The organism is Rhodococcus sp. NPDC049939, from assembly GCF_040656415.1.
GTDB lineage: Bacteria > Actinomycetota > Actinomycetes > Mycobacteriales > Mycobacteriaceae > Rhodococcus_F.
In genome coordinates, this window is sequence record NZ_JBFAMC010000001.1 from 440,225 (window position 1) to 460,611 (window position 20,387).

Here is a 20,387-nt window from a genome sequence, read left to right on the forward strand (position 1 = left end):
CCGCTGTACAGGTGCCGTGCCGTCGAGGCTCGCGCAAATCCCCTCGGGTGGTGACGAAACGATTCGAATTCCTGCGAATACGGCTATGTACCGAACGACCTGTATGTTTCGTTCGATCCTGAATTCCTAGGCGATGGAGGTTTACCTGTGAGACGAGTACTCGTGGCCGCGACAAGCTTCGCGATCCTGGCCCTGCCCGCATGCGGGTCCGATGGTGATGGGGCGGATGCATCAGAGACGTCGGGTTCGACCACGGCGGTAGCGACCAAGACCTTTCCCCCACTCCCACCGGAGGTGGCGCCGCCGTCAGCCGGATCCGAGGTCGGCAACGGTGGATCGTCGGCCGCCGGCCACGGTGGGTCGGGAGGTGGTGGGCAGGCGTCGACTCCGGGTCAGGTACAGGTGGCCGGCAATGGTGCCCCGCCAGTTGTCGAGCAGCCTGCCGCCGTGGAACAGCCTCCTGTGGAAGATCCGCCGGCAGAAGATGAGCCTGACGGGGGCAGCGCTACCGGTGACGAACCGGAGGGTGAAGACCAGGAAGGCGGTAGTGCCGACGGTGAGGGCACAGAGGGAGATGGCACCGACGGTGACGCGCCGCAAGAGGATGCCCCGGACGACGAGAACTCGGGAGATGGCGAATCGGATGGTGAGGATGTCGGCGGTGACGTACCCGAGGGTGACATTTCGGAGGGCGGGAGCACTGACACCGGGGACGCCGATGGCGAGACTCCGGCAGGTGAGGTTTCGGGAAGTGAAGGCTCCGAGGTAGAGGTTGCCGAGGGTGGCACACCCTAGTTGAACGAGGCGGGCTGTCGGGCGTCACACGTCGTTGACGCCCAATCTCCTCGAGGGTTCACAGCCATGCCGACGCGCCATGACGTGATCGCCCCGGTTACCTGTCTGGTTTGTGTCCCCCATTCGGGGGAGTCGAGATCCACCCGTTGCAGGGATTGATTGGCGGATTGAGATCGGTAATCTTCCCGAAGAGAGCTATGACCGGTCAGACCAGTCGCTAGTATGGTCGGGACGATCGCAGATATGGACAGGATTTTTTGAGCATGTCACGGATAACGAACATTGAGGTGGCTCGGGCACGCCGATCGAACAGGGTTATGTTCATCGGAAGTCCCACCCGGTATAACGACGTCTCGCGCTGGGCGATGGTCAGACAATGGGCGATGATCCACGGACTGGAGCCGATCAGCAAGTTCGATGGCGACGTACTCTGCGCCATAGTGACCGAGGATGTCCTCGACGGGGTCTGTTCTCCCAAGGATTCAGTTGCCTTTCGGCGCGCCGAGGAACTCGGAGTGCCCTGCATCAGCGTTTACGACACCGCCCAGATCTGGCAGGTCACTGCGAAGGTTCGCGCCCGGATCAGCAAGTCCAAGGTGCAGGAATCCCGGCTTGCGCGATCTGGGATGACACGGGCATCGGCTGAACCATCTTCGATTGCTCACTACTGCGGAGGATGAGGACCCTCCGCAGATTCTCGCGGTTGGCGGACCTGGACGTCCGCCTCCCGCCGGTTCGACAATGGTTCGTGTTCTGAATGAGTGCGCTTGATCAGGCCCGCGAGAGCCTTCTGTACGCGCACCATCCTCCGCTACTGCTGGTGGCTCCGGCCGCCTCTCCCGCTGCACGCGACCAGTTCTCACCTACGACTGGTTGGCCGATTTCCGGAGGTCGGCGTCGGCCGATCGGGGGACCCCAGATTCCCCCGACACAGGGGCCGTTCGGGGGACTTACGAAAACGCGATTTCGCGACAGTATTGATCTGGCCAGGCGTAACCAAATCCGAAAGCTAGAGACAGGGGCAAAATAGATGTCGACGATTGCGAGTGCCACCTTGGTGGAGCTGGCTTACGAATGGTGCACCGAGTTCGAGCATTGCATCGAGACGGAAGTTCAGCTGTCGCCATCGGATGTCGCCGACACCGAGAACGACACGGAGAGCGAACTGTTCACGGGGAACATGCCCGTTGTCAGCGAGGCGACCCAATAACCGAAGTTGCCCACCGACCCGGACGTCGAGTGCCGGACAGCACGCAGGTGGGCATTCGATCCGGCCGTGGCAACGTCGGTCTCATGTGGGCACCGCGGGGCGGGTGCGTACCGGTGCCAGACCAGAGACCACGACGATGGCTGTGATCGATCCGGCCGCCATGATCGCGGCGAGCACCACGATTTGGAAGCGCCCAGCCTCCAGCGGTGATACACCACCGAAGATCGCCCCGACGAATGCGCCGGGGAGGGTGACCAAACCCGTGGTCTTGGTCTGGTCCGTAGACGGGATCAAGGCTGAGTGCACCGCGAGTCGGGTGAGTTCGCGCGTCGCCTGCCGAGGCGTGGCGCCGAGTGCAAGCCAGCCCTCCACCGTTTCCCACCGCTCGTCGGTGACCTCCATGAATCGCCGGCCTGCGAGCGTTGCGGTCATCATCGCGTTGCCGATGACGATGCCGCCGATGGCCAGGGCGTAGCGCGATGAGAATTCGATCGCCCCGGTGATGAAGGTGACAGCGAGCGTCACGGCGATTCCGAGCGCCATCGCCGTGAAGACCAACCCGACGTGCCAGAGGTTCCATCCGATCCGACCCGATGCAGTCAGTGCCGCCACTGAGAACATGACGAAGAGAGCGAGAGCAACCCACAGCGGGTCCGTGATCACTCCGGACAGGATGATGCTGATCAGCGCGAGTTGGAGCGCGCCCCGGAGTACCGCGAGAGCCGGAGCGAAATAGCGTGGCGTTCGGAATCCCCAGAGCACTGCCGTTGTGATGGCGACGAGTGTTGCCACGCCGATGACGCTTGGGAGAAACTCCTCGGACCAGCTCACAGACAAAGGGTACTCAGCGGTGTGCGCCGGAGGCGTTCTCAGTTTCGGGTAGAGCCGGTGGTGGCCAGGTGAGTATCAGGTTGCTGCGATGGGTCGATCATGGGGCCATTCAGGCCCGAACCCCCCGCGCGATGACGCCAAGGAGATCGGCAATCTCCGATCCCACGTTCAGAAAGGTCTCCTCGTCCTGCCCGATCGGGTCCGGAATGTCCTCGCGGGATCCGTTCGGCTCGTGCTGAAGGCGGGCTGACGCGAGATCCTCTACCGTCCTGGCTCCCGCGGCTTCGGTTAGTCGGGCAGCCTCCATGAGTGTGAAAGTCTTCTTCGCGTGCTCCGGAGCCAAGGCCAAGACCTGGTCGCGGTGGTCTTCGGTCATTGTCAGAACCAGATCGGCTTCCACTGCGAGGTCTCTGGTGAGCGGACGGGCCGAGAACCCGCTGGGGTCGCCGCCCAGGCCCTCGAGAACTTGCGCAGCAGTTGGTTCCATCGATTCCCCTGGAACAGCGTCCGTACCTGCACTTCCGGCTGTCAGATCGGGGATCCCGAGTTCCTCGGCGTATGCCACTGCGAGGCGCTCGGCCGTTGGAGACCGACAGACGTTTCCGGTGCAGACGAAGAGAACATGCATGGGCGAAGCATAAGGTCTCGGTCTGCCACGTTTGCACACGCACTGCTGGCTCCGAACATCGGTCGAGGCGAATTCGTGTTTGCTTTGCCCGGCGTCGAGGGTGCCTGTTCTGCCCCGTCCTCGGAATCTGCTACCTGGGAGTAATCGACGCGGCCTGGTGGAACTGGCCATGATCAGCGCGGATCCTATGCCACTCGTGAAAGTGGCGAAACTCTCGTCCGACGGGTGACCGACGACCGGGGTCGAAGACGCTCCTGCCTCCCCGAAACAATACCGACAAGTCGCTATCATAAACATTTGCTGCAAGCAAAAGGTAGCGTCGTCGATAACGCTCGTCATCAATATCGCTGTCGAGGCGGAGGAATGACTATGGCGCGCTTTCGTTGGCTGTTTCAGATGTTCCTGTTGGTCGGGGTTGTGCTCTTCTTCGCCGTCCCCGCCCACGCGATGGAGATCCCCACCCAGCCGGGTCCGGAACAGTCGAATCCAGGCGACGCGATCAGGTTCGCTGAGCAGCACCCGCATTCGGTACCTCCCGGCGTAAACGATTTCACGTGCCGTCCCGACGCCGCGCATCCGCACCCGGTGGTGCTGGTTCACGGCAGCGACGGAAGTACCTACGCGAGCTGGGCCGGGTTGAGCTCGAAACTGAAGGCAGCCGGTTACTGCGTGTTTGCTCTCAACTACGGACAGGAGCCCGGCACCCAGAAGTTCGGGGTGGAGACCATGACCAAGGGGGCCACCGAACTCAGTGGCTTCGTCACGGATGTGTTGTCCTTGACCGGGGCGGACAAGGTTGATGTGGTCGCACATTCTCAGGGCGCCACGGTGGCCCGGTACTACATAAACAGGCTCGGCGGAGCGGCAGACGTGGACAAGTGGATCGGTCTGGCGTCCCCGACTTACGGCGGGACGTTCTACGGGTTGGCTACCGCCCTCGAGGCGTTGCCCGGGGGCACCACACTGATTACCAATTTCGGTTCCAAGGCCCTCGCCGAGCAGGTCCAAGGGTCCGGATTCCTCGATGCCCTCAATGCGGGCGGTGACACCGTGCCGGGTGTCGAATACACCACAATCGGTACCAGGTACGACGAAGTGATCCAGCCGTACACCAACGTAAGGCTCCGCGATCCGGGCGCGTCGAACATCCTGGTCCAGGATTTGTGCCCGGAAGATCAGACAGGCCACTTCAACCTTCCTTACGACCCGTTCTCCCAGCAACTGGTCCTCAACACGCTGGATCCCGCGAACGCAGTTGAGCCGACATGCACCCCGGTGCCGTTGGGGACTGGCATTGCCGGAGTGATCATCGCGAGCAATTCCTGAGAATTTGTGGCCGAACCTTGCCGGACGGACGGGCCGCTACCGCGACTGTCCGCTTCGATAAACTGCGCGGCGTGGAGTGGGGGATTCGGGATCGGACCCGTGCAGAGTCACGGTGGGCGGCTCAATGAGTTCGGTTCTCGGTGTGTCGGTTGGTGCAAGCACCGTTCGTTTGACTCGACCCGACCCCGGCGACCCAGGATCCATCGCGAACCGGCTTCTTCCTGCCTTCCAGGCCCAAGCGATCGAAGTCAGTGGCGAACAGCCTGCGGAGGTTGCAGCCGAATCGATCAGCACAGTCCTCAACGACTCGTCAGGTGCCGGGCAGAAGTACACGACCGGGATCGCCTACCGGGACGAAGTGCAGGCGGAAGCAATTCAAGGCGCGATCGATCGCCGACAGATTGGTGATTACCAGCTCGTGCTCGAGGCGGCGGCTGCGCTCTCGTTTCTAGAGGCCTCGGGTGTGTTGGGTAAGCAGCATCGGATGCTCGTGTTCTACGACCTCGGTGGCTCGGGCCTCACCGTGAGCGTCGTGGACCGGGCGGCGGGCGTGGTTGTGGAATCGGTGCGCACCGACACCGTAAGCGGAGACATTTTCGACCAGGCGATTCGTGGCCACCAATTGGAGAACGCTCGCATCGCAGCGCCGGTCGACACGACCGCGAGTCGCGCACTCGACTCTCGCTGCCGTCAGGCGAAAGAACATCTGTCTTCAGACGGCGGCGCTGCGATGCCCGGAGACGGTGGGCTGCTGTTGCTTTCGAGGGATGTGTTCGAGTCGTTGATCGGTTCCGCCGTCGAATCGTCGGCGCGGCTCACCTATGACCTGATCGCCCGCTCCGGTTGCGGCCCGGATCTTGTAGTCGCCATTGGCGGCGGTGCGCACGTCCCGCTGGTTCGGTCTGTGCTCGAGCGGTGGCTCGGGTTGCCCGTCATCGTTCCTGACAACCCAGAGTTGGTCGTGGCCCGGGGTGCTGCATTGCTCGCGCAGCAGATTCAGCAGTCGGCCGATACGGTGGCCGCCGTTCAGCCCCAGCTGGCCGAGCCGCATGAGCCGTACGAGCGCTACAAGCCGTACCAGTCCCAGGCTTCTTCGCTACAGTACCCGCCGGAAGAGGCCGCGCCGGATCCGTTCGGGCCAGACGTCTCGCACCTCGCACCGGGAAATGGTGCGCCACACAACGCAGTTCGGGCCGGTACGCCTTCCTGGCTCGGTGCCGCGGCACCGCCACCGAGCTCGCAGCTGACAAAACGACCGATCCGCAAACCTGTACTGGCAGGTGCAGGCGTCGTGCTGGCGGTTCTCGGAATCGTCGGGCTCGGCCTCGGCTACGGCGGCAACCTCTTCACTCAGAGTGAGGATGCGCCCCCATCGCCGATAGCTACACCACCCACCACCCGTCCGTCGGTCGTCACGGAAATGGTTACACAACCGCCGCCACCACCCCCGCCGCCGTCGTCAGCGCCGCCCACCTCAACGGTGGCTGTCCCTGCACCGGTGCAGAGGGCGCCGCAGGTGTGGACGTCGCCACCCCCGCCTCCTCCGCCTCCGCCGCCTCCGCCCGCTCCGATCTTCCCCGGACTACCGCAGATTCAGCTCCCGCCCCTTCCTCCGCTGCCGGAGCTCCCGAGGATTCCCGGCTTGTAGAGCTGCCGTGCATCCGTCGCGGTCAGTTCCCAGTAGCCGCATCCGAGTTGACGGGCATACGATAGGGATGTTGAGGGGGCGCAAGAAAGGATGTGCGCAGTGATTGCGAATTCAACGGACTACAACACGCCTGGTGTTCACAGGGCTGGAGCGGTTACCGCGCAGAACGAAAATAGCCACCTTGTCGCATATACGAAGCCGATTCTGAAGATGTTTCCGCCAACCAGCGAGATGACCGTCAAGGTGACGATGATGACGGTCTACTCGCTGATGGCGATAACGATTGTTTTCATCGTCCTGCGAGAGGTGGGCGTTTACAGCTAGGCGATCGAACGGTCTCGGCCGGCGAAACACCTCGGAACACCGAAAACTGTTGCTGCGCTTTGACGACGGCGGAATGCCAGGATGAAGGGTGCGATGGGCAAATGCCCTCGCATCTTGGTATCGGTGGCAGATTCGATCTCGATCGATACTTGCTTCGATCCTGGCCCCACCGCAGTGTCGGTTGGGTCGCCGGCAGCGAGGATTCGGCGATGTGCGACTGATTGTCATCGGCAGCTGTCGATGTTCTGGATCTCTCGTCCGTGCGATTCTCCATCCGAGAGATCGCCTTCGCGTGCGAGAGTGTTCGGAACGTCACAGCTGAGGTTGCGACGTGAGAGAGCCATGTTATCCAGAGTGTGTGGTGTGCATTGCTTTGGTGTCGCTTATCTGTCGCCAGTGTGTTTAGATATCACTGAATGGTGCGCAGCTAATGTGCAGCGAACGCAGGTCCATTCAAAGGGTGGGCCGGAGCTCCGACCGAGGGGTGTGTTCCGCTGTCCGCCGAACTGCAGAATGGGCAAATGTGCCGAGCTGGGTGGCGGGGTACGGGGGGGGTGTTCCCCGCCACCAACCTGGTAACCACAGGGGGGAGGGGCACCAGGTGCTCGCGGCACTCGAGGTGCCCGCAGACAATCTACAGAAACGACGGGGGCATCCGTCAACCGGCCCCGGCTGAATCTTCCGTCGGGTTCGGGCACATCGCCATGGCTCGTTCTGTCAAACCGGTAGCTCGAGGATTGTCGTGCCCTGCCATATGGACAGCTCTAGGGCCGTAGCCGGTTCGAAGGTCCTGCAGGACTTGTGCTCTCACCACGATGCAGGCCGAAATCGACGGTGATTTGCATCACACTTGCGTCGACGCGTGGTTCAGGTACTACTCAGGACCCGCCCTCGGATTCCGGAGTCTCGGCCCCGACGAGTTTCATCGACTCTTCCCATCGTCGCCGGAAGCGGTCGCGCGTGGCCGCGTCCAACTCTTCCTCCTTGCCGTACAGGAAGCGCCGGTAGTGCACTTCTTCGCGTTCACTGGCGTCGGCGACTTGTGATGGCTCTTCGAGTAGATGGCCGAACGCGAACTCCACCAACGGTTGACGAGGGCCGGACGGGCCTCCGTTGACCTCGAGTAGCCGGGTCACGTACGCCCCGGTGATCTTGGAGACCACTCGGCTGAGGCTGCCTGCGGCATCGGCAAGTCCAGGCACTTCCGGATGGGCCGCACTCAATTTCGTGATTCGAGTGTTGGGGTCCAAGATTTCGACGATGGTGTCCAGATCCAGTGAGATCTCGGACGGTCCCAGTGTGAGTGGATGCGACCCCGACGGCCGCTCCCCCCGTGCGAGCGCTTCGAGCGGTGTCGGATCGCCGCCTTCGAGTGCTCGCGCGGCGCTGCCGGGAACCCACTGCAGGGCGGTGTCCAGTTTGCGGAGCGTCTCGATACTCGGGTCCGGGCCCGTACCGTTCTCGGCCCGTGTCTGCGCTGCGTCGGACGGGCCGCCGGCAGCAGTCACTTGATCCTGCGTGAGGTTCAGAAAGCGGCGTCGCTTGTGGACCAACTGTCCGAAACGGACGCGAGTACTGCTAGACACGATTCCCCCAAAGAGACATGTAAGCGACGTCTGTATCGCCTACAGTATCTCCGATACTACTGCTTGTAACTGGTCAGGAAGTTTCCGAATCGCTCGATGGCGACAGCGAGGTCCCTGGCCCACGGCAAGGTCACGATGCGGAGGTGGTCGTGGTCGGGCCAGTTGAAGCCCGTGCCTTGAACCACCAGGATCTTCTCCTGCAGCAGAAGATCCTGAACCAACTTTTCGTCGTCGTAGATTTCGTACACGTTGGGGTCGAGCCGAGGAAACGCATACAGAGCGCCACGTGGTTTCACGCACGTGACCCCAGGAATCATGTTGAGACGTTGCCAGGCCACGTCGCGCTGCTCGAGGAGTCGTCCACCCGGCAGGATCAGTTCTTCGATGCTCTGGTGACCGCCGAGCGCAACCTGGATGGCGTGTTGACCCGGCACGTTCGGGCACAGTCTCGTCGACGCCAGCAGATCGAGACCCTCGAGAAATCCGCCGGCGTGCTCCTTCGGTCCGGTGATCGCCACCCAGCCGGAGCGGTAGCCCGCGACGCGGTAGGCCTTCGACAGCCCGTTGAAGGTCAGGCACAGCAGATCCGGAGCCAGTGTCGCGAGCGAGATGTGCTTGGCGTCGTCGTAGAGGATCTTGTCGTAGATTTCGTCGGCCAGGAGCAGCAGCTGATGTTTGCGGGCCAGATCGACCAGTTGCTGCAACACTTCCATCGAGTAGACCGCACCCGTCGGATTGTTCGGGTTGATGACCACCAGCGCTTTGGTCTTGTCGGTGATCTTCGACTCGATATCCGCGATGTCGGGGTTCCAGTCGTTGCCCTCGTCGCACAGATAATGCACCGGGGTGCCGCCCGAGAGGCTGGTCATGGCCGTCCACAGCGGGTAGTCAGGTGCCGGGATGAGGACCTCGTCGCCGTTGTCGAGCAATGCCTGCATCGTGATCGTGATGAGTTCGGATACACCGTTGCCGAGGTAGATGTCGTCGACGTCGAGCTCGGGGAATCCGGTAACCAACTCGTACCTGGTCGCGATCGCGCGCCGGGCCGACAGTATTCCTTTGGAGTCGGAGTAACCCTGTGCGTAGGGGAGCGCGGCGATCATGTCGCGCATGATCACGTCCGGCGCATCGAAACCGAACGGCGCAGGGTTGCCGATGTTGAGTTTGAGTATCCGGTGGCCTTCCGCCTCCAACCGGGCGGCGTGGGCGTGTACCGGTCCGCGAATTTCGTAAAGCACGTTCTGAAGCTTGGTGGACTGGTCGAAAGTGCGCTGCGTCCTACGCGGGTTGCCGTGGTCTGGGTTGGTCACGGCAGCCATTGTCCCACTCCCAGGCAACCGGATTTCTACTGGTGGGTTCCCGCTGGCTTGGGGTTCCAACGCGCGACTGCCAGGGAGGACATGCTTGCCGATACGGCCGGTGCCCCTGGGGAAGGTGGGAATACCGGCTCGAGTATCGCTTCGCAGGCCTGCGAAGGGTGTTTCGGGCTGCGCGGGGTATTGGGGCTGCACATTGCGGCGAGGCGGAATATTCTCGGCCAATGACCTCTGCGCCGTATGGTTCCTGGCCTTCTCCGATCGCAGCGGCGGACCTGGCCTCCAGCGGCCACCCCGTCGAGGGTGGCAGATATGTAGGCGAGGACGTGTGGTGGTCGGAACTGCGCGCCAGTGAGGGGGGTCGAGTCGCCGTGCGACGTACTGGGTTGGACGGCGAGCCCGAGGACGTCCTGCCCGTCCCGTGGAACGCGCGCTCACGGGTGCACGAGTACGGTGGCGGCGCCTGGACCGTCACCGACGCGGGCCGACTGGTGTTCGCGGAGTTCAGCGATCAGCGACTGTATCTGTTGAAGGGCGAGAACCCGGTGCCGCTGACACCTGAGCCTCCCCGCGCTTGTTCGTTGCGGTACGGCGACCTGTCCGTGAACGAGGGCGTGGTGTGGGCGGTGCGTGAAACGCACGATGCGGACGGTGGCGTCACCCGTGATATCTGCATGATCCCGCTGGACGGATCAGCAGTGGACGACGCGGACCAGGTGCGGTCTGTCGTGGCCGGTTCCGGCTTTCTCGCCAATCCACGGCTGTCTCCGGATCGTCGTCACCTCGCATGGATCGCCTGGAATCATCCCCAGATGCCCTGGGATGGAACCGAACTCAGAGTGGCGAAGATTGTCGACGGCCGCGTGACCGGCGAGATCAAGACGCTGCTCGGAGGCCCGGTGGAATCGGTGCTGCAACCAGAGTGGGTCGGGCCCGCGGAGCTGTACACGATCAGCGACCGCAGCGGCTGGTGGAACCTCTATCGAGTCGACATCGACACATCCGATGTCGTCGCGCTGTGCCCGATGGACGCCGACTTCGGTGGCGCGTTGTGGTCGCTCGGATCGAGCTGGTACACACCTCGTGACGACGGAACACTGCTGACCGTCAGAACATTCGGCACGGATACCCTGGCGGTACTCGATCCCGGTACTGGTTCTCTCACAGACGTGGCGCTCGATGGTCTCACCAGCGTGAGTCTGGGGGACCGTCGGGGTAATCGGATCCTGCTGGTCACCGGTGGTGCACAGGAACCGTCGGGCCTGCGTGAACTAGACCTCGACACCGGTGCGCTCACTACCATCCGGCTGTCTGTCAGCGACCTTCCGGAGTCGGCCTATCTACCGGAGGCTCAGCAGCTGACCTTCGAGGGCGCCGACCGGGAAGTCCACGTCATCGCGTATCCACCGCGCCATCCACGGTATGAAGGCGAAGCAGGCGAGCTGCCGCCGTACGTCGCGTTCGTGCACGGCGGTCCTACATCACGCGTCACGCCATCCCTGAACCCTGTGTTCGCGTTCTTCACAAGTCGTGGGATCGGTGTCGTCGATGTCAACTACGGCGGGTCGACCGGATACGGCCGTGAATACCGTAACCGGCTCCGGGGCCAATGGGGTGTCGTCGATGTCGAGGACGTGATTACAGCAGTGACCGGGCTGGCCAAGTCGGGTATGGCCGACCCCCGCAGATTGGTCATCGAAGGCGGGTCGGCCGGCGGTTGGACCGTTCTCGCGGCTTTGACCACATCGGATGTGTTCGCTTGCGGTGCTTCATATTTCGGTGTGGCCGAGCTGGAAGAGTTTGTCAAGGAGACGCACGACTTCGAGTCCAGGTACCTCGACGGCCTGATCGGTCCGCTGCCAGAGTCCGCGGATCTCTATGCGCAGCGCGCGCCGTTGAACAATGTCGCTGGGCTCAACTGTCCAGTGCTGTTGCTGCAGGGACTCGACGATCCGATTGTGCCGCCGTCGCAGGCGGAGCGGTTCAGGGATGCGCTGATGGAGAAGGGTATCCCGCACGCATATCTGGAATATGAGGGTGAGGCACACGGATTCCGCAAGCTGAGTACCCTGATCAACTCGCGCAATGCCGAGCTCTCCTTCTACGGGCAGGTACTCGGATTCGAGCCGCCGGATATCCCGCGGCTCGAGCTCTGGCAGCCACCGAAGGGCTGACTGCTCGCACGGGCCCCCGAACGACGCGTTGTCCCGGACGATCTTCCTCAACCTTGGATCAGTGATCCAGCCGACAGGGAGACGAAGATCAACATGAACACGAAGAGCAGCCATCCAGCGCCTTGCCAGATGGCCCAACGGCCACCCCCACGCCACGTGCGGATCGTCTGGACGAACGCGCCGACGCCACCGATCGCGAGCAGCGTCGGCGGGACGAAGACGAGAACATACTTTTCCGCGCCAGCGCACTCGAGTAGCGAGCCCGGGCAATCACCCCTGCGCACCCACATCCAGACGACGCTTACGAGTACGACAGTCAGGGCGGCGCCGAGGACCGTCGCGGTGTAGCCGGCTGCATGCCGAAATGTTCGTTCGCCGAGGTCGTGGTTGTTGCCTAACACTTTGGACAGGATGTGGTCAGTGGCCTACGGCACGATCCGCCAGCTCGTGGTGGCCCGCTTTCCGGGCGCAATGAGCGCAGCAGTAAATGTCTCCGTCGGCCTCTACTCCGTGGCCGAGAATGCGGCAGCCACAGTGATCGCATATTGGCGCCATCGCCTGTGCGGCGCATTCGAAGCTGTCGAAGGTGGCGGTTCTGCCACCGCGTGTCACGGTAAAGGCCTTGTCGTAGTCGTTGCCGCAGGTTTCACACGTGGTCATATCGACTCCTCTTCGCGATCGATGCCCTCCTGAGCATTGCGGGGACCTGTGTCTGGGTTACCCCGGGAGGGTCGGATCGAACCGGACATATCCGACGGTTCAGCGAGCCAGACCATTTGCTTGTCTTATGTTGGTGTGCCCGAGTAAAATTCGCACAGCTGAATCGCTCAATACCCCAGCTGGAAGGGATTCGCGGTCAAATCAGTAGTCGAAGTAAACCGGGGCAGACAGTCGCATCTTCGAACGGGAACGCGGTACCGGCTGGGGGCGGAGACCCGAAACGATATCTGTGGTTGTGTGGGGTTGTTGCGCCGCTGAGCCCATTCCTTGCATGGTTGGCGGTGCAGTTGTTCGGGCTGGGATTTCTCTGGGCATTGGGCGTACTGCTCATGGCCGTAGTAGTCCCCCTTGTCGACGTATTTACAGGTCTGGACAAGCGCAACCCAACTGACGAGCAGGCCGCAGCACTGGAGCGCGACCCCTTCTATCGCTGGTGTACTTATCTCTACCTTCCGATGCAGTACGCCGGTCTGGTCTTCGCCTGCTACCTGTGGGTGAACGCCCACATGGAGTGGCCCGAACGCTTGGCGCTCGCATCGACCGTCGGGATTGTCGCGGGCATCGGAATCAATGCCGCGCACGAACTAGGTCACAAGCGAACCGCACATGAGCGGTGGTTCGCCAAGATCGCTCTCGCTCAGTCGTTCTACGGTCACTTCTACGTCGAGCACAATCACGGGCACCATCTGAAGGTCGCCACCCCCGAGGATCCGGCCTCGGCCCGGTTCGGCGAGTCGTATTGGCGGTTCGTGCCGAGAACGGTGTTCGGTGGCATCCGGTCGGCTTGGGTTCATGAAAGCGCTCGATTGAGGCGCCGCGGAAAGCGGGTGTGGAGCCCGGGGAACAACGTTCTCAACGCCTGGGCGATGAGTGTCGTTCTGTTTGCTGTGCTCATCGCCGTCTTCGGCTGGGCCATCGTGCCGTGGCTGATCTTCCAGGCGGTCTTGGCGGTGCTCATGCTCGAATGTGCGAACTACCTCGAGCACTACGGACTGCTGCGAGGCACGCTGGGGAATGGCCGGTACGAAAAGTGTTCGTACCGGCACAGCTGGAACAGCGATCACCTCTGCAGCAACATCTTCCTGTACCACCTACAGCGTCACAGTGACCACCACGCCAACCCTCTCCGCCGCTATCAGACGCTGCGCACCATGGACGAGGCACCACAGTTGCCCGCCGGGTACGCGGTGATGATCTGGCTGGCGCTCGTTCCACCGTTGTGGCGCAAAGTCATGGACCCGAGGCTGCTTGCGCACTATGACGGCGATCTCTCGAAAGTGAACGTTTCTCCTGGTCACCGCATGAGCCCCGCTTCGCGGGAGGATTCTGCAACCGCGTCGGCCTGAACGGTCCAGGGATCATGGCAACGAACGAGAAAACAGCGCCCCACCGACTACGGTGAGGCGCTGTTTCGTGGATGCGGTCGGCTAGCTCTTGCGTCCGGGCGCCTTGGCGCCGGCCTTGAACCCGAGCCCGCCGGGCTTGGCTGCCGGCGGTGCCGACGGGGTCTCCGCCGTCTTCTCGGCGGCACTGTCGCCGTTCGGAGCCTCTGACTTCGGCGCCTCTGACTTCGGGGCCTCGGTCTCGGCAGCTTCGGACTTTGGTGAAGCGGCCTTCTTAGCACCGGGTGCCTTGGCGCCGCTCTTGAAGCCCAGTCCACCAGCCTTCGCGGCCGGGGGTGCCTGAGGTGTCTCGGCAGTCGGGGCCTCAGGAGCCGACGACGTTTCGGCAACCTTGGACTCAACGGGGGCAGCCTTCGCGCCGGGTGCCTTGGCGGCACCCTTCATCTGCAGGCCCTTGCCGCCGGGCGCTTTCGCCCCGCTCGCCAGCCCCAGACCCTTCGGCTTCGCAGGCTGCTCCTGGGTGGGTGATTGCGCGGCGGCAGCACCTGCTTCGGTAGCCGGTGCCGGTGCAGCCTTCGCCCCGGGTGCCTTGGCGGCACCCTTCATCGCCAGGCCCTTGCCGCCGGGAGCCTTCGCCCCGCCCGCCATGCCGAGCCCCTTGCCGCCAGGAGCCTTCGCGCCGGGAGCCTTGGCCAGCCCCTTCATCGCCAGACCCTTGCCCTCGGGAGCATCCTTGGCAGCGGGAGCTTCGGCGGCCTCCACTACTTCGGTACGTTCCTTCTCGACGACCGCGGTCTTGGCTTCGGCCTTGGCGGCGGCAGGCGCAGCCGGCTTCTCCCTCGGAATCACCTTGATGTTCGCGGTGAGCTTCTCGGGTTCGAGACGCGTGATGGACGAGAGCATCAACTGCGCGACGTCCACGACCTCGACGCCCGCACCCTGCCCGGATTCCTGGCGTGCAGTGACGCCGTCGGTGAGCATGACGCGGCAGAACGGGCAGCCCGTCGCGATCTTCTTCGGATCCGTCTCGAGCGCCTCGTCGACCCGGTCGATGTTGATGCGCTTGCCGATGTTCTCTTCCATCCACATGCGGGCACCACCGGCGCCGCAGCACATCGAGCGTTCTCCGTGACGGGGCATCTCCTTCAGCGTGGTGCCGGAGGCTGCCATCAGCTCGCGCGGAGCGTCGTACACCTTGTTGTGGCGACCGAGGAAGCAAGGGTCGTGGTAGGTGACGTTCTCGTCGACGGATGCGACCGGGATCAGCTTCTTCTGGCGGACCAGTCGGTTGAGCAGCTGAGTGTGGTGGACGACCTCGTACTTGCCGCCGACCTCCGGGTATTCGTTGCCAAGGGCGTTGAAGCAGTGGGCGCAAGTGACGACGATCTTGCGCTTGCGTTCTTCGACGCCGTCGAAGACAGAGTTCAGCAACTCGATGTTCTGCATTGCCAGCTGCTGGAACAGGAACTCGTTACCGGCGCGGCGCGCGGAGTCACCGGTGCAGGTTTCTTCGGCGCCGAGGACCATGAACTTCACACCGGCGGTAGCGAGTAGCTCCGCGACGGCCTTCGTCGTCTTCTTGGCGCGGTCCTCGTAGGCACCGGCACATCCGACCCAGAACAGGTATTCGTAATCCTCGAAACTGTCGGCGTCCTGGCCGAAGACCGGGATGTCGAAGTCCATCTCGTCTATCCAGTTGAGACGGTCCTTGGAGTTCTGTCCCCAGGGGTTGCCCTTGTTCTCGAGGTTCTTGAAGAGGCCGGCCAACTCGGACGGGAACTCCGACTCGATCAATACCTGGTAGCGGCGCATGTCGATGATGTGGTCGACGTGCTCGATGTCGACGGGGCACTGCTCGACGCAGGCGCCGCAGTTGGTGCAGCTCCACAGAGTCTCGGCGTCGATGACCGGCGCCAGTTCGCCTGCGACGGTCTCGCCGACCAGCTTGCGCTCGGCCTCCGTTCGGGCGGCCTCGGAAATCGCGGCGAGCTTGTCCTCGAGGACCTTGCCGTCGCCATCAACCAAGCCGATCTCGTCGCCGCCCATGTCCTTGCGGCCGCCTGCGAGCAGGTACGGCGCCTTGGCGTAGCCGTGATCGCGCAGGGATGTGATCAGCAGCTTCGGGGACAGCGGCTTGCCGGTGTTCCACGCAGGGCACTGCGACTGGCAGCGACCACACTCGGTGCAGGTGGTGAAGTCCAGCCAGCCCTTCCAGGAGAAGTCCTCGATGTTGCCTGCGCCGAACGTGTCGGTGTCCGGATCGGCCTCTTCCATGTTGATCGGCTTGCCGCCCGACATCATGGGCTTGGCCGCACCGAGAGCGACGTCGCCGTCGTCCTCACGCTTGAAGTAGATGTTGAAGAACGCCGAGAAGCGGTGCCATGCGACACCCCAATTGATGTTGCGGCCGACGACGTACAGCCACACCATGGCGGACATCAGCTTGATGAACGCGAAGACGGAGACGAGTTCGGGGCTACCCGGGAGGAACTCCGCGACGCGCATGGTGAAGAAGTCGGTCCACGGATTGGCGTGTCCGTAGGTAGCGATCTTGCCGGCCTTCACGAAAATCATCCCGAGGCCCTCGATGAGGACAACAGCCTCGACGAAGTATGCCGCGCGGAAGTTGGAACCACTGAATCGTGATAGCCGGGCTGGTCCACGTGGGTGGTTTCGCTGGCGAATGATGACTAGAGCGATGATGCCGATGACGGTGCCGATTCCCAGCAGTTCATCGATGAAGTGGTAGACGGCAGTTCCACCGATAAGCGGCCAGTTTCCTTCTGGGTTGAAGGTCTGGATGTAGGCCTCCATCGCAACGATCGACCCCAGCAAGAAGCCGATCATGACAAGCCAGTGTCCCCAGCCGACAGTTCGGAACTTGTTCATGCGCGTGTGCGCGAAAACCTCCACGACCATCTGTTTGAGTCGTGGGAAGAATGGTCGCCAACGGTCCGGGGCGGGCTGACCGATCCGGATGGCGCTGACGATCCTCCATACGCCGAGGAAGAATGACCCCCACGCGGGAATGCTGAGTAGCACGCCGATGGTGCCCAACGTGATCGTCAGAGCATTCATGTCGCGGCCTTTCGGTTCTGGGCGGCGCGGCGGCCACCTCGGGACTCAGGTAATCCTAGCCCCCATCAAGAAAAGTTACCAGTGGGTAACCTGCGAATTCTACCGTTCGGTAACTTACCTGCGATTCGCTGGATCCACCAGGTTGGGGCGACGCCGTGGCATGGGATGCAAGCCATGAGCGGGACACCGGTTTCTCACGCTAATTGGTGCGACAAGGCCGGGTGTGCCCAAGGTTGCCCTAACCAATCGCTTCGAACCCTGCTCGACGCTGTAGCTGAATCAGATGGACCGGGTCCCGCGCCTACATACCCGGGAACTGCACTCTCGGCGACTCATCCTCAGGTGAGATTAGTCATACGACTCACGTGGGATTGCTTGGAACACCGACGGCTTAGTTAACCTTCGTTCGTCTTTGCGGCCCTCTTTGACGAACGGATTTAGATGTACCTCCGAAGGTTTACTGCAACGTCGCTCCTTGTTGTCGCGGCGATGGGCGTTGGTTCGGCCACTGCCTACGCCGAGCCGTCCGCTGGGCAGCAGCCCGCTGCGGAACAGGCAATTCCGAACCTCAACTACGAGACCACTCTCGACGGTGGCGCAGCTGTGACCACCATCGACGCTGGCGCCTTCTCGATCAATGCCGGGAACGACACGATCGATGTCCTCGATGACGCAGGCAACGTCGTCGCCTCGATTCCGAGCTTCTTCCGAGTGAACGATCTGCAGCACCCCTTCGAGGTTGCCGTAGACGAAACTGCCCGCGTGCTGCGCATGGTTCCGAACATGGACCCGGCGGCGGCCACGCTCGTTCCTGTGGCGGAACAGCTGACGCTCCAGGATGTCGCCGCGCCTGTGGATCAGGAGGAGCGTGACGCTCGCGCGCTCGACGACTTCCAGCAGCAGTTCGGGATCACGACCGCGATCGCCGATGTCGTCGCCGCCATCATCGGCGGAGTAGTCGGTTGCGGGGTCGGAATCGCTGCGGGATCGCTTGAACTTGGATCGGTGGTGGACCCCTTCCTTGAAATTCCCGATTCCCCAATAGCGGACTGCATCGGGGGCGCCCTGCTCGTCGCACCCGTCGCCACGCTCGCGGGAACCGTCCTCGCCGGTGGTGGCGGTCTCCTTGTGCACGGGATGCAGTTCTTCGATACGATCAACAGCCCCTTCGTCGCACCCGGCGCTCCAGCACCCGTCGCATGAGGGGTCGCGCATCACGACACTTCAGGGCGTTCACGGGAGTAGCGGCACTTGTCATCGCGGCGCTCGGGATCTCGGCGGGAACCGCACACGCGGCTCCGCTTGGGCAACCGGATTCGCCCGACTTCGGCTACGAGGCGTACCTCGACGGCGACTCCGTGGTCACCTCGATCGACGTGGGCGCCTTCCGGATCACCGATACCGGGGATGCCGTCGAGGTCCTTGACGCGGGCGGAAATGTCGTCATCGCACTACCTCTGACTATTCGAGTGGGCGATGCGGTCTATCCGATCGATGTCGACCTCGAAGCGCGGACGTTGACGCTGACCCCGCAGATCCCCGATGACGTCCAACCCGAGCTGAAGTCGTCGATGGAAGAGGAACTCGGCGCGCGGGAGGAGCTGGCAGCACCGGTGCAGCCCGCCGCGCCGGAGCAAGTCGATGAAGAAGAGGTATTCGACACGCAAGAGGAACGCGACGCCGCGGCGCTCGCCAGTTTCGGCAGCTACCTCGAATACGCCACCATGATTGGCGGGTATCTCTTCGGTGCGATTTTCGGCGTCGTGGGTCTCGCCCTCGGCTGTCCCCTCGTAGTGGGCTGTCTCGGCGGTGCGATGGCAGGTTTCGCAGCTGGTGATCTGATCGGAACCATGCTCGTGGGAGGTGTTGCTCTGGCGGTCCTCGGAACCGACTACCTCATTACCGTCAACACCCCGTTCGAGCCGCCGGCACCCGCACCGGTACCGGCAATCTGACAGTCTAGGTCCGGATCCGGCCCTTCAGCCGTCTCCGATAAAGATGGCCCGCTTCCTCGAAGGAAGCGGGCCATCGTCGTCTCTACGGAGGCTGCTACGACGTGCGTAGTCGAAGGCCAGGGTTCTCGGCCAGCACGGTATTGATCGGCGTAGCGAACAGTTCCGGTCCCTCGCCGAGGATGAAGGTGACGACATCGGCGATCTGGCAGAACGAGTACTGCGCGACGTTCGACGCGCTCGAGATTCCGAGTGCCTCGGTTCCGGTGACGATGGTGCCGCCGCTGTCACCCTGCAGAGCGCACAAATTGGTCGAGAAACTGTTGGCCAGCGTTCGTCCACCCACGTCGATGGTCTGGCCGACGGAAGTAACTACGCCGCAGGTGAAACCAGTGGTCGCGCCCGACTTGCATACCGGGGCGCCCACAATCGGATCGGCCGTTCCGGTGATTCCGAGCGGCGCCGAACCGGGAATGCGGACCCCGTTGTTCTCGAACCGGTGTGCAGTGTTCTCGTCGGCGAGAAGGATCGAGTAGTCACTCACATCGAGGCTGGTCTTCGCGAAGGTCCCCACACGCGGGCCTGTGCCACCGGGGAACAGCGCGAAGGCCTCTGAAGCACCGGAAGTGCCTGCGACGGCGAGGTTCGGATCGCAATGTCCTGCGGTGATGTTCACCGCCAGACCCGAGCTGTCGGTGCCGTTGAAACCGAATGAGCAGCGCAGGCCGACGCCGTCGCTGAACGAGCCGAGAGCATCGCCGCCCAGGAGGGCATCGTCCGGCAAGGCTTGTGAAACGGGTGCCAGTTCGGCAAGCGCCTGCGGGAATGTGGTGGTGGCTGACTGCACAACCCGCGCTCCCTTCATGAAGTCCGGAAGCTGTAGCCCGTTCACATCGTCGGCACGGAGAACGAGTCCGTTGTTCACGATGTCGACGGCTACCCCGCGAACCAGGTCGGCAACGGAGGGAGGTTGGGTCTCCAACCAGTCGTCGAGAGCCTTCGTCTGAGCGTGAAGGCTGCTCTCGCTTTGCCTCGCCTCCTTGACCTGGAAGCCGGCGTCTTCGGCGGCGGCGAGGGCGGCCTCTCGTCCGGTCCCCTCGGTGAGCCCCACGGTCGGGGTGCCGGAGTTGTCGAGCCATGCGCCTGCGAAGACGTCGGGAAACTGGACTCGTGCGATTTTCGCGAACTCGGCCAGCTCTTGACCCAGCTCGGAGTGTTCCAAGTACTGCTCCGGGGTCAGGTTCAGATCGCGCTTCAGGGCGTGGGCAAGTTTCGTCGGCAGGTTGTCGGACCCGCCGGAAACCTCTGACGCTACTGGGTTGGCCGAGGCGTGGACCGGCCCGAGGAGCAGCACCGCAGCGGAACAGAACACGGCGGCACGACTTGCGATCGAGGTTCGCATGGGGGCCTTTCTCTCCTGATTGTTCGCATTCGCATCGCAGTGCATACGACGGCA

The 20,387-nt window shown here is 62.9% G+C and carries 18 protein-coding genes; 10 read left to right on the forward strand and 8 right to left on the reverse strand.

Features of this window, described 5'->3' with window-relative positions:
* Positions 1 to 147: 147 nt before the first annotated feature.
* The 3 genes from AB0I57_RS01865 (at position 148) to AB0I57_RS01875 (ending at position 2,005) form a co-directional block, all read left to right on the forward strand.
* Complete coding sequence (locus tag AB0I57_RS01865; RefSeq protein WP_358329015.1) at positions 148 to 795, forward strand: chromosome condensation regulator RCC1; 648 nt, start codon at positions 148 to 150, stop codon at positions 793 to 795.
* 263 nt (positions 796 to 1,058) lie between these two features.
* Complete coding sequence (locus AB0I57_RS01870) at positions 1,059 to 1,475, forward strand: hypothetical protein (protein ID WP_358329017.1); 417 nt, start codon at positions 1,059 to 1,061, stop codon at positions 1,473 to 1,475.
* Between the two features lie 350 nt (positions 1,476 to 1,825).
* On the forward strand, positions 1,826 to 2,005 hold the full coding sequence (locus AB0I57_RS01875) for a hypothetical protein (RefSeq protein ID WP_358329020.1): 180 nt from the start codon (positions 1,826 to 1,828) through the stop codon (positions 2,003 to 2,005).
* An 81-nt stretch (positions 2,006 to 2,086) separates the two neighbouring features.
* Here the strand turns inward: AB0I57_RS01875 and AB0I57_RS01880 are convergent, their stop codons facing one another.
* Both AB0I57_RS01880 and AB0I57_RS01885 read right to left on the reverse strand, forming a co-directional pair.
* Positions 2,087 to 2,836 (reverse strand): ABC transporter permease, encoded by a 750-nt coding sequence (locus tag AB0I57_RS01880; protein WP_358329022.1) that lies wholly within the window; start codon positions 2,834 to 2,836, stop codon positions 2,087 to 2,089.
* Positions 2,837 to 2,945: 109 nt separating this feature from the next.
* A complete protein-coding gene (locus tag AB0I57_RS01885) occupies positions 2,946 to 3,464 on the reverse strand; it encodes a protein tyrosine phosphatase (protein WP_358329025.1) in 519 nt (172 codons plus the stop codon).
* A gap of 369 nt (positions 3,465 to 3,833) precedes the next feature.
* On the opposite strand from AB0I57_RS01885, the gene AB0I57_RS01890 reads away from it, so the two are divergent.
* From AB0I57_RS01890 to AB0I57_RS01900, 3 genes are all read left to right on the forward strand, one after another.
* On the forward strand, positions 3,834 to 4,790 hold the full coding sequence (locus tag AB0I57_RS01890; protein ID WP_358329027.1) for an alpha/beta fold hydrolase: 957 nt from the start codon (positions 3,834 to 3,836) through the stop codon (positions 4,788 to 4,790).
* 124 nt (positions 4,791 to 4,914) lie between these two features.
* Positions 4,915 to 6,438, forward strand: coding sequence for an Hsp70 family protein (locus AB0I57_RS01895; RefSeq protein ID WP_358329030.1), 1,524 nt, complete (start codon positions 4,915 to 4,917; stop codon positions 6,436 to 6,438).
* A 90-nt stretch (positions 6,439 to 6,528) separates the two neighbouring features.
* Positions 6,529 to 6,762: a hypothetical protein gene (locus AB0I57_RS01900; RefSeq protein ID WP_358329033.1), complete on the forward strand. Its 234-nt coding sequence runs from the start codon at positions 6,529 to 6,531 to the stop codon at positions 6,760 to 6,762.
* A gap of 878 nt (positions 6,763 to 7,640) precedes the next feature.
* On the opposite strand, the gene AB0I57_RS01905 is transcribed toward AB0I57_RS01900, so the two are convergent.
* Together AB0I57_RS01905 and AB0I57_RS01910 are read right to left on the reverse strand one after the other, a co-directional pair.
* Positions 7,641 to 8,348, reverse strand: coding sequence for a helix-turn-helix domain-containing protein (locus AB0I57_RS01905; RefSeq protein ID WP_358329036.1), 708 nt, complete (start codon positions 8,346 to 8,348; stop codon positions 7,641 to 7,643).
* 56 nt (positions 8,349 to 8,404) lie between these two features.
* Positions 8,405 to 9,667 carry a pyridoxal phosphate-dependent aminotransferase gene (locus tag AB0I57_RS01910; RefSeq protein WP_358329039.1) on the reverse strand — a complete coding sequence of 421 codons (1,263 nt, stop codon included), beginning with the start codon at positions 9,665 to 9,667 and terminating at the stop codon, positions 8,405 to 8,407.
* Positions 9,668 to 9,888: 221 nt separating this feature from the next.
* Here AB0I57_RS01910 and AB0I57_RS01915 point away from each other — a divergent pair, with 221 nt between their 5' ends.
* Entirely contained in the window at positions 9,889 to 11,838 is a 1,950-nt protein-coding gene (locus tag AB0I57_RS01915) for a prolyl oligopeptidase family serine peptidase (RefSeq protein ID WP_358329042.1), read from the forward strand.
* Between the two features lie 47 nt (positions 11,839 to 11,885).
* Here AB0I57_RS01915 and AB0I57_RS01920 read toward each other — a convergent pair whose 3' ends face one another.
* Together AB0I57_RS01920 and AB0I57_RS01925 are read right to left on the reverse strand one after the other, a co-directional pair.
* Positions 11,886 to 12,239, reverse strand: coding sequence for a hypothetical protein (locus tag AB0I57_RS01920; protein ID WP_358329045.1), 354 nt, complete (start codon positions 12,237 to 12,239; stop codon positions 11,886 to 11,888).
* A gap of 16 nt (positions 12,240 to 12,255) precedes the next feature.
* Positions 12,256 to 12,498, reverse strand: coding sequence for a hypothetical protein (locus AB0I57_RS01925; RefSeq protein ID WP_358329048.1), 243 nt, complete (start codon positions 12,496 to 12,498; stop codon positions 12,256 to 12,258).
* A gap of 287 nt (positions 12,499 to 12,785) precedes the next feature.
* Between AB0I57_RS01925 and AB0I57_RS01930 the strand changes: the two genes are divergently transcribed.
* Positions 12,786 to 13,904 carry an alkane 1-monooxygenase gene (locus AB0I57_RS01930; RefSeq protein WP_358333040.1) on the forward strand — a complete coding sequence of 373 codons (1,119 nt, stop codon included), beginning with the start codon at positions 12,786 to 12,788 and terminating at the stop codon, positions 13,902 to 13,904.
* An 81-nt stretch (positions 13,905 to 13,985) separates the two neighbouring features.
* On the opposite strand, the gene AB0I57_RS01935 is transcribed toward AB0I57_RS01930, so the two are convergent.
* Positions 13,986 to 16,979 (reverse strand): heterodisulfide reductase-related iron-sulfur binding cluster, encoded by a 2,994-nt coding sequence (locus AB0I57_RS01935; RefSeq protein WP_358329050.1) that lies wholly within the window; start codon positions 16,977 to 16,979, stop codon positions 13,986 to 13,988.
* A gap of 489 nt (positions 16,980 to 17,468) precedes the next feature.
* Between AB0I57_RS01935 and AB0I57_RS01940 the strand changes: the two genes are divergently transcribed.
* Both AB0I57_RS01940 and AB0I57_RS01945 read left to right on the forward strand, forming a co-directional pair.
* On the forward strand, positions 17,469 to 18,182 hold the full coding sequence (locus AB0I57_RS01940) for a hypothetical protein (RefSeq protein WP_358329052.1): 714 nt from the start codon (positions 17,469 to 17,471) through the stop codon (positions 18,180 to 18,182).
* Positions 18,179 to 18,934: a hypothetical protein gene (locus AB0I57_RS01945; protein ID WP_358329054.1), complete on the forward strand. Its 756-nt coding sequence runs from the start codon at positions 18,179 to 18,181 to the stop codon at positions 18,932 to 18,934. The genes AB0I57_RS01940 and AB0I57_RS01945 overlap by 4 nt, the downstream gene beginning before the upstream one ends.
* Before the next feature lie 94 nt (positions 18,935 to 19,028).
* On the opposite strand, the gene AB0I57_RS01950 is transcribed toward AB0I57_RS01945, so the two are convergent.
* Positions 19,029 to 20,333, reverse strand: coding sequence for a S1 family peptidase (locus AB0I57_RS01950; protein WP_358329057.1), 1,305 nt, complete (start codon positions 20,331 to 20,333; stop codon positions 19,029 to 19,031).
* Between the last annotated feature and the right edge of the window lie 54 nt (positions 20,334 to 20,387).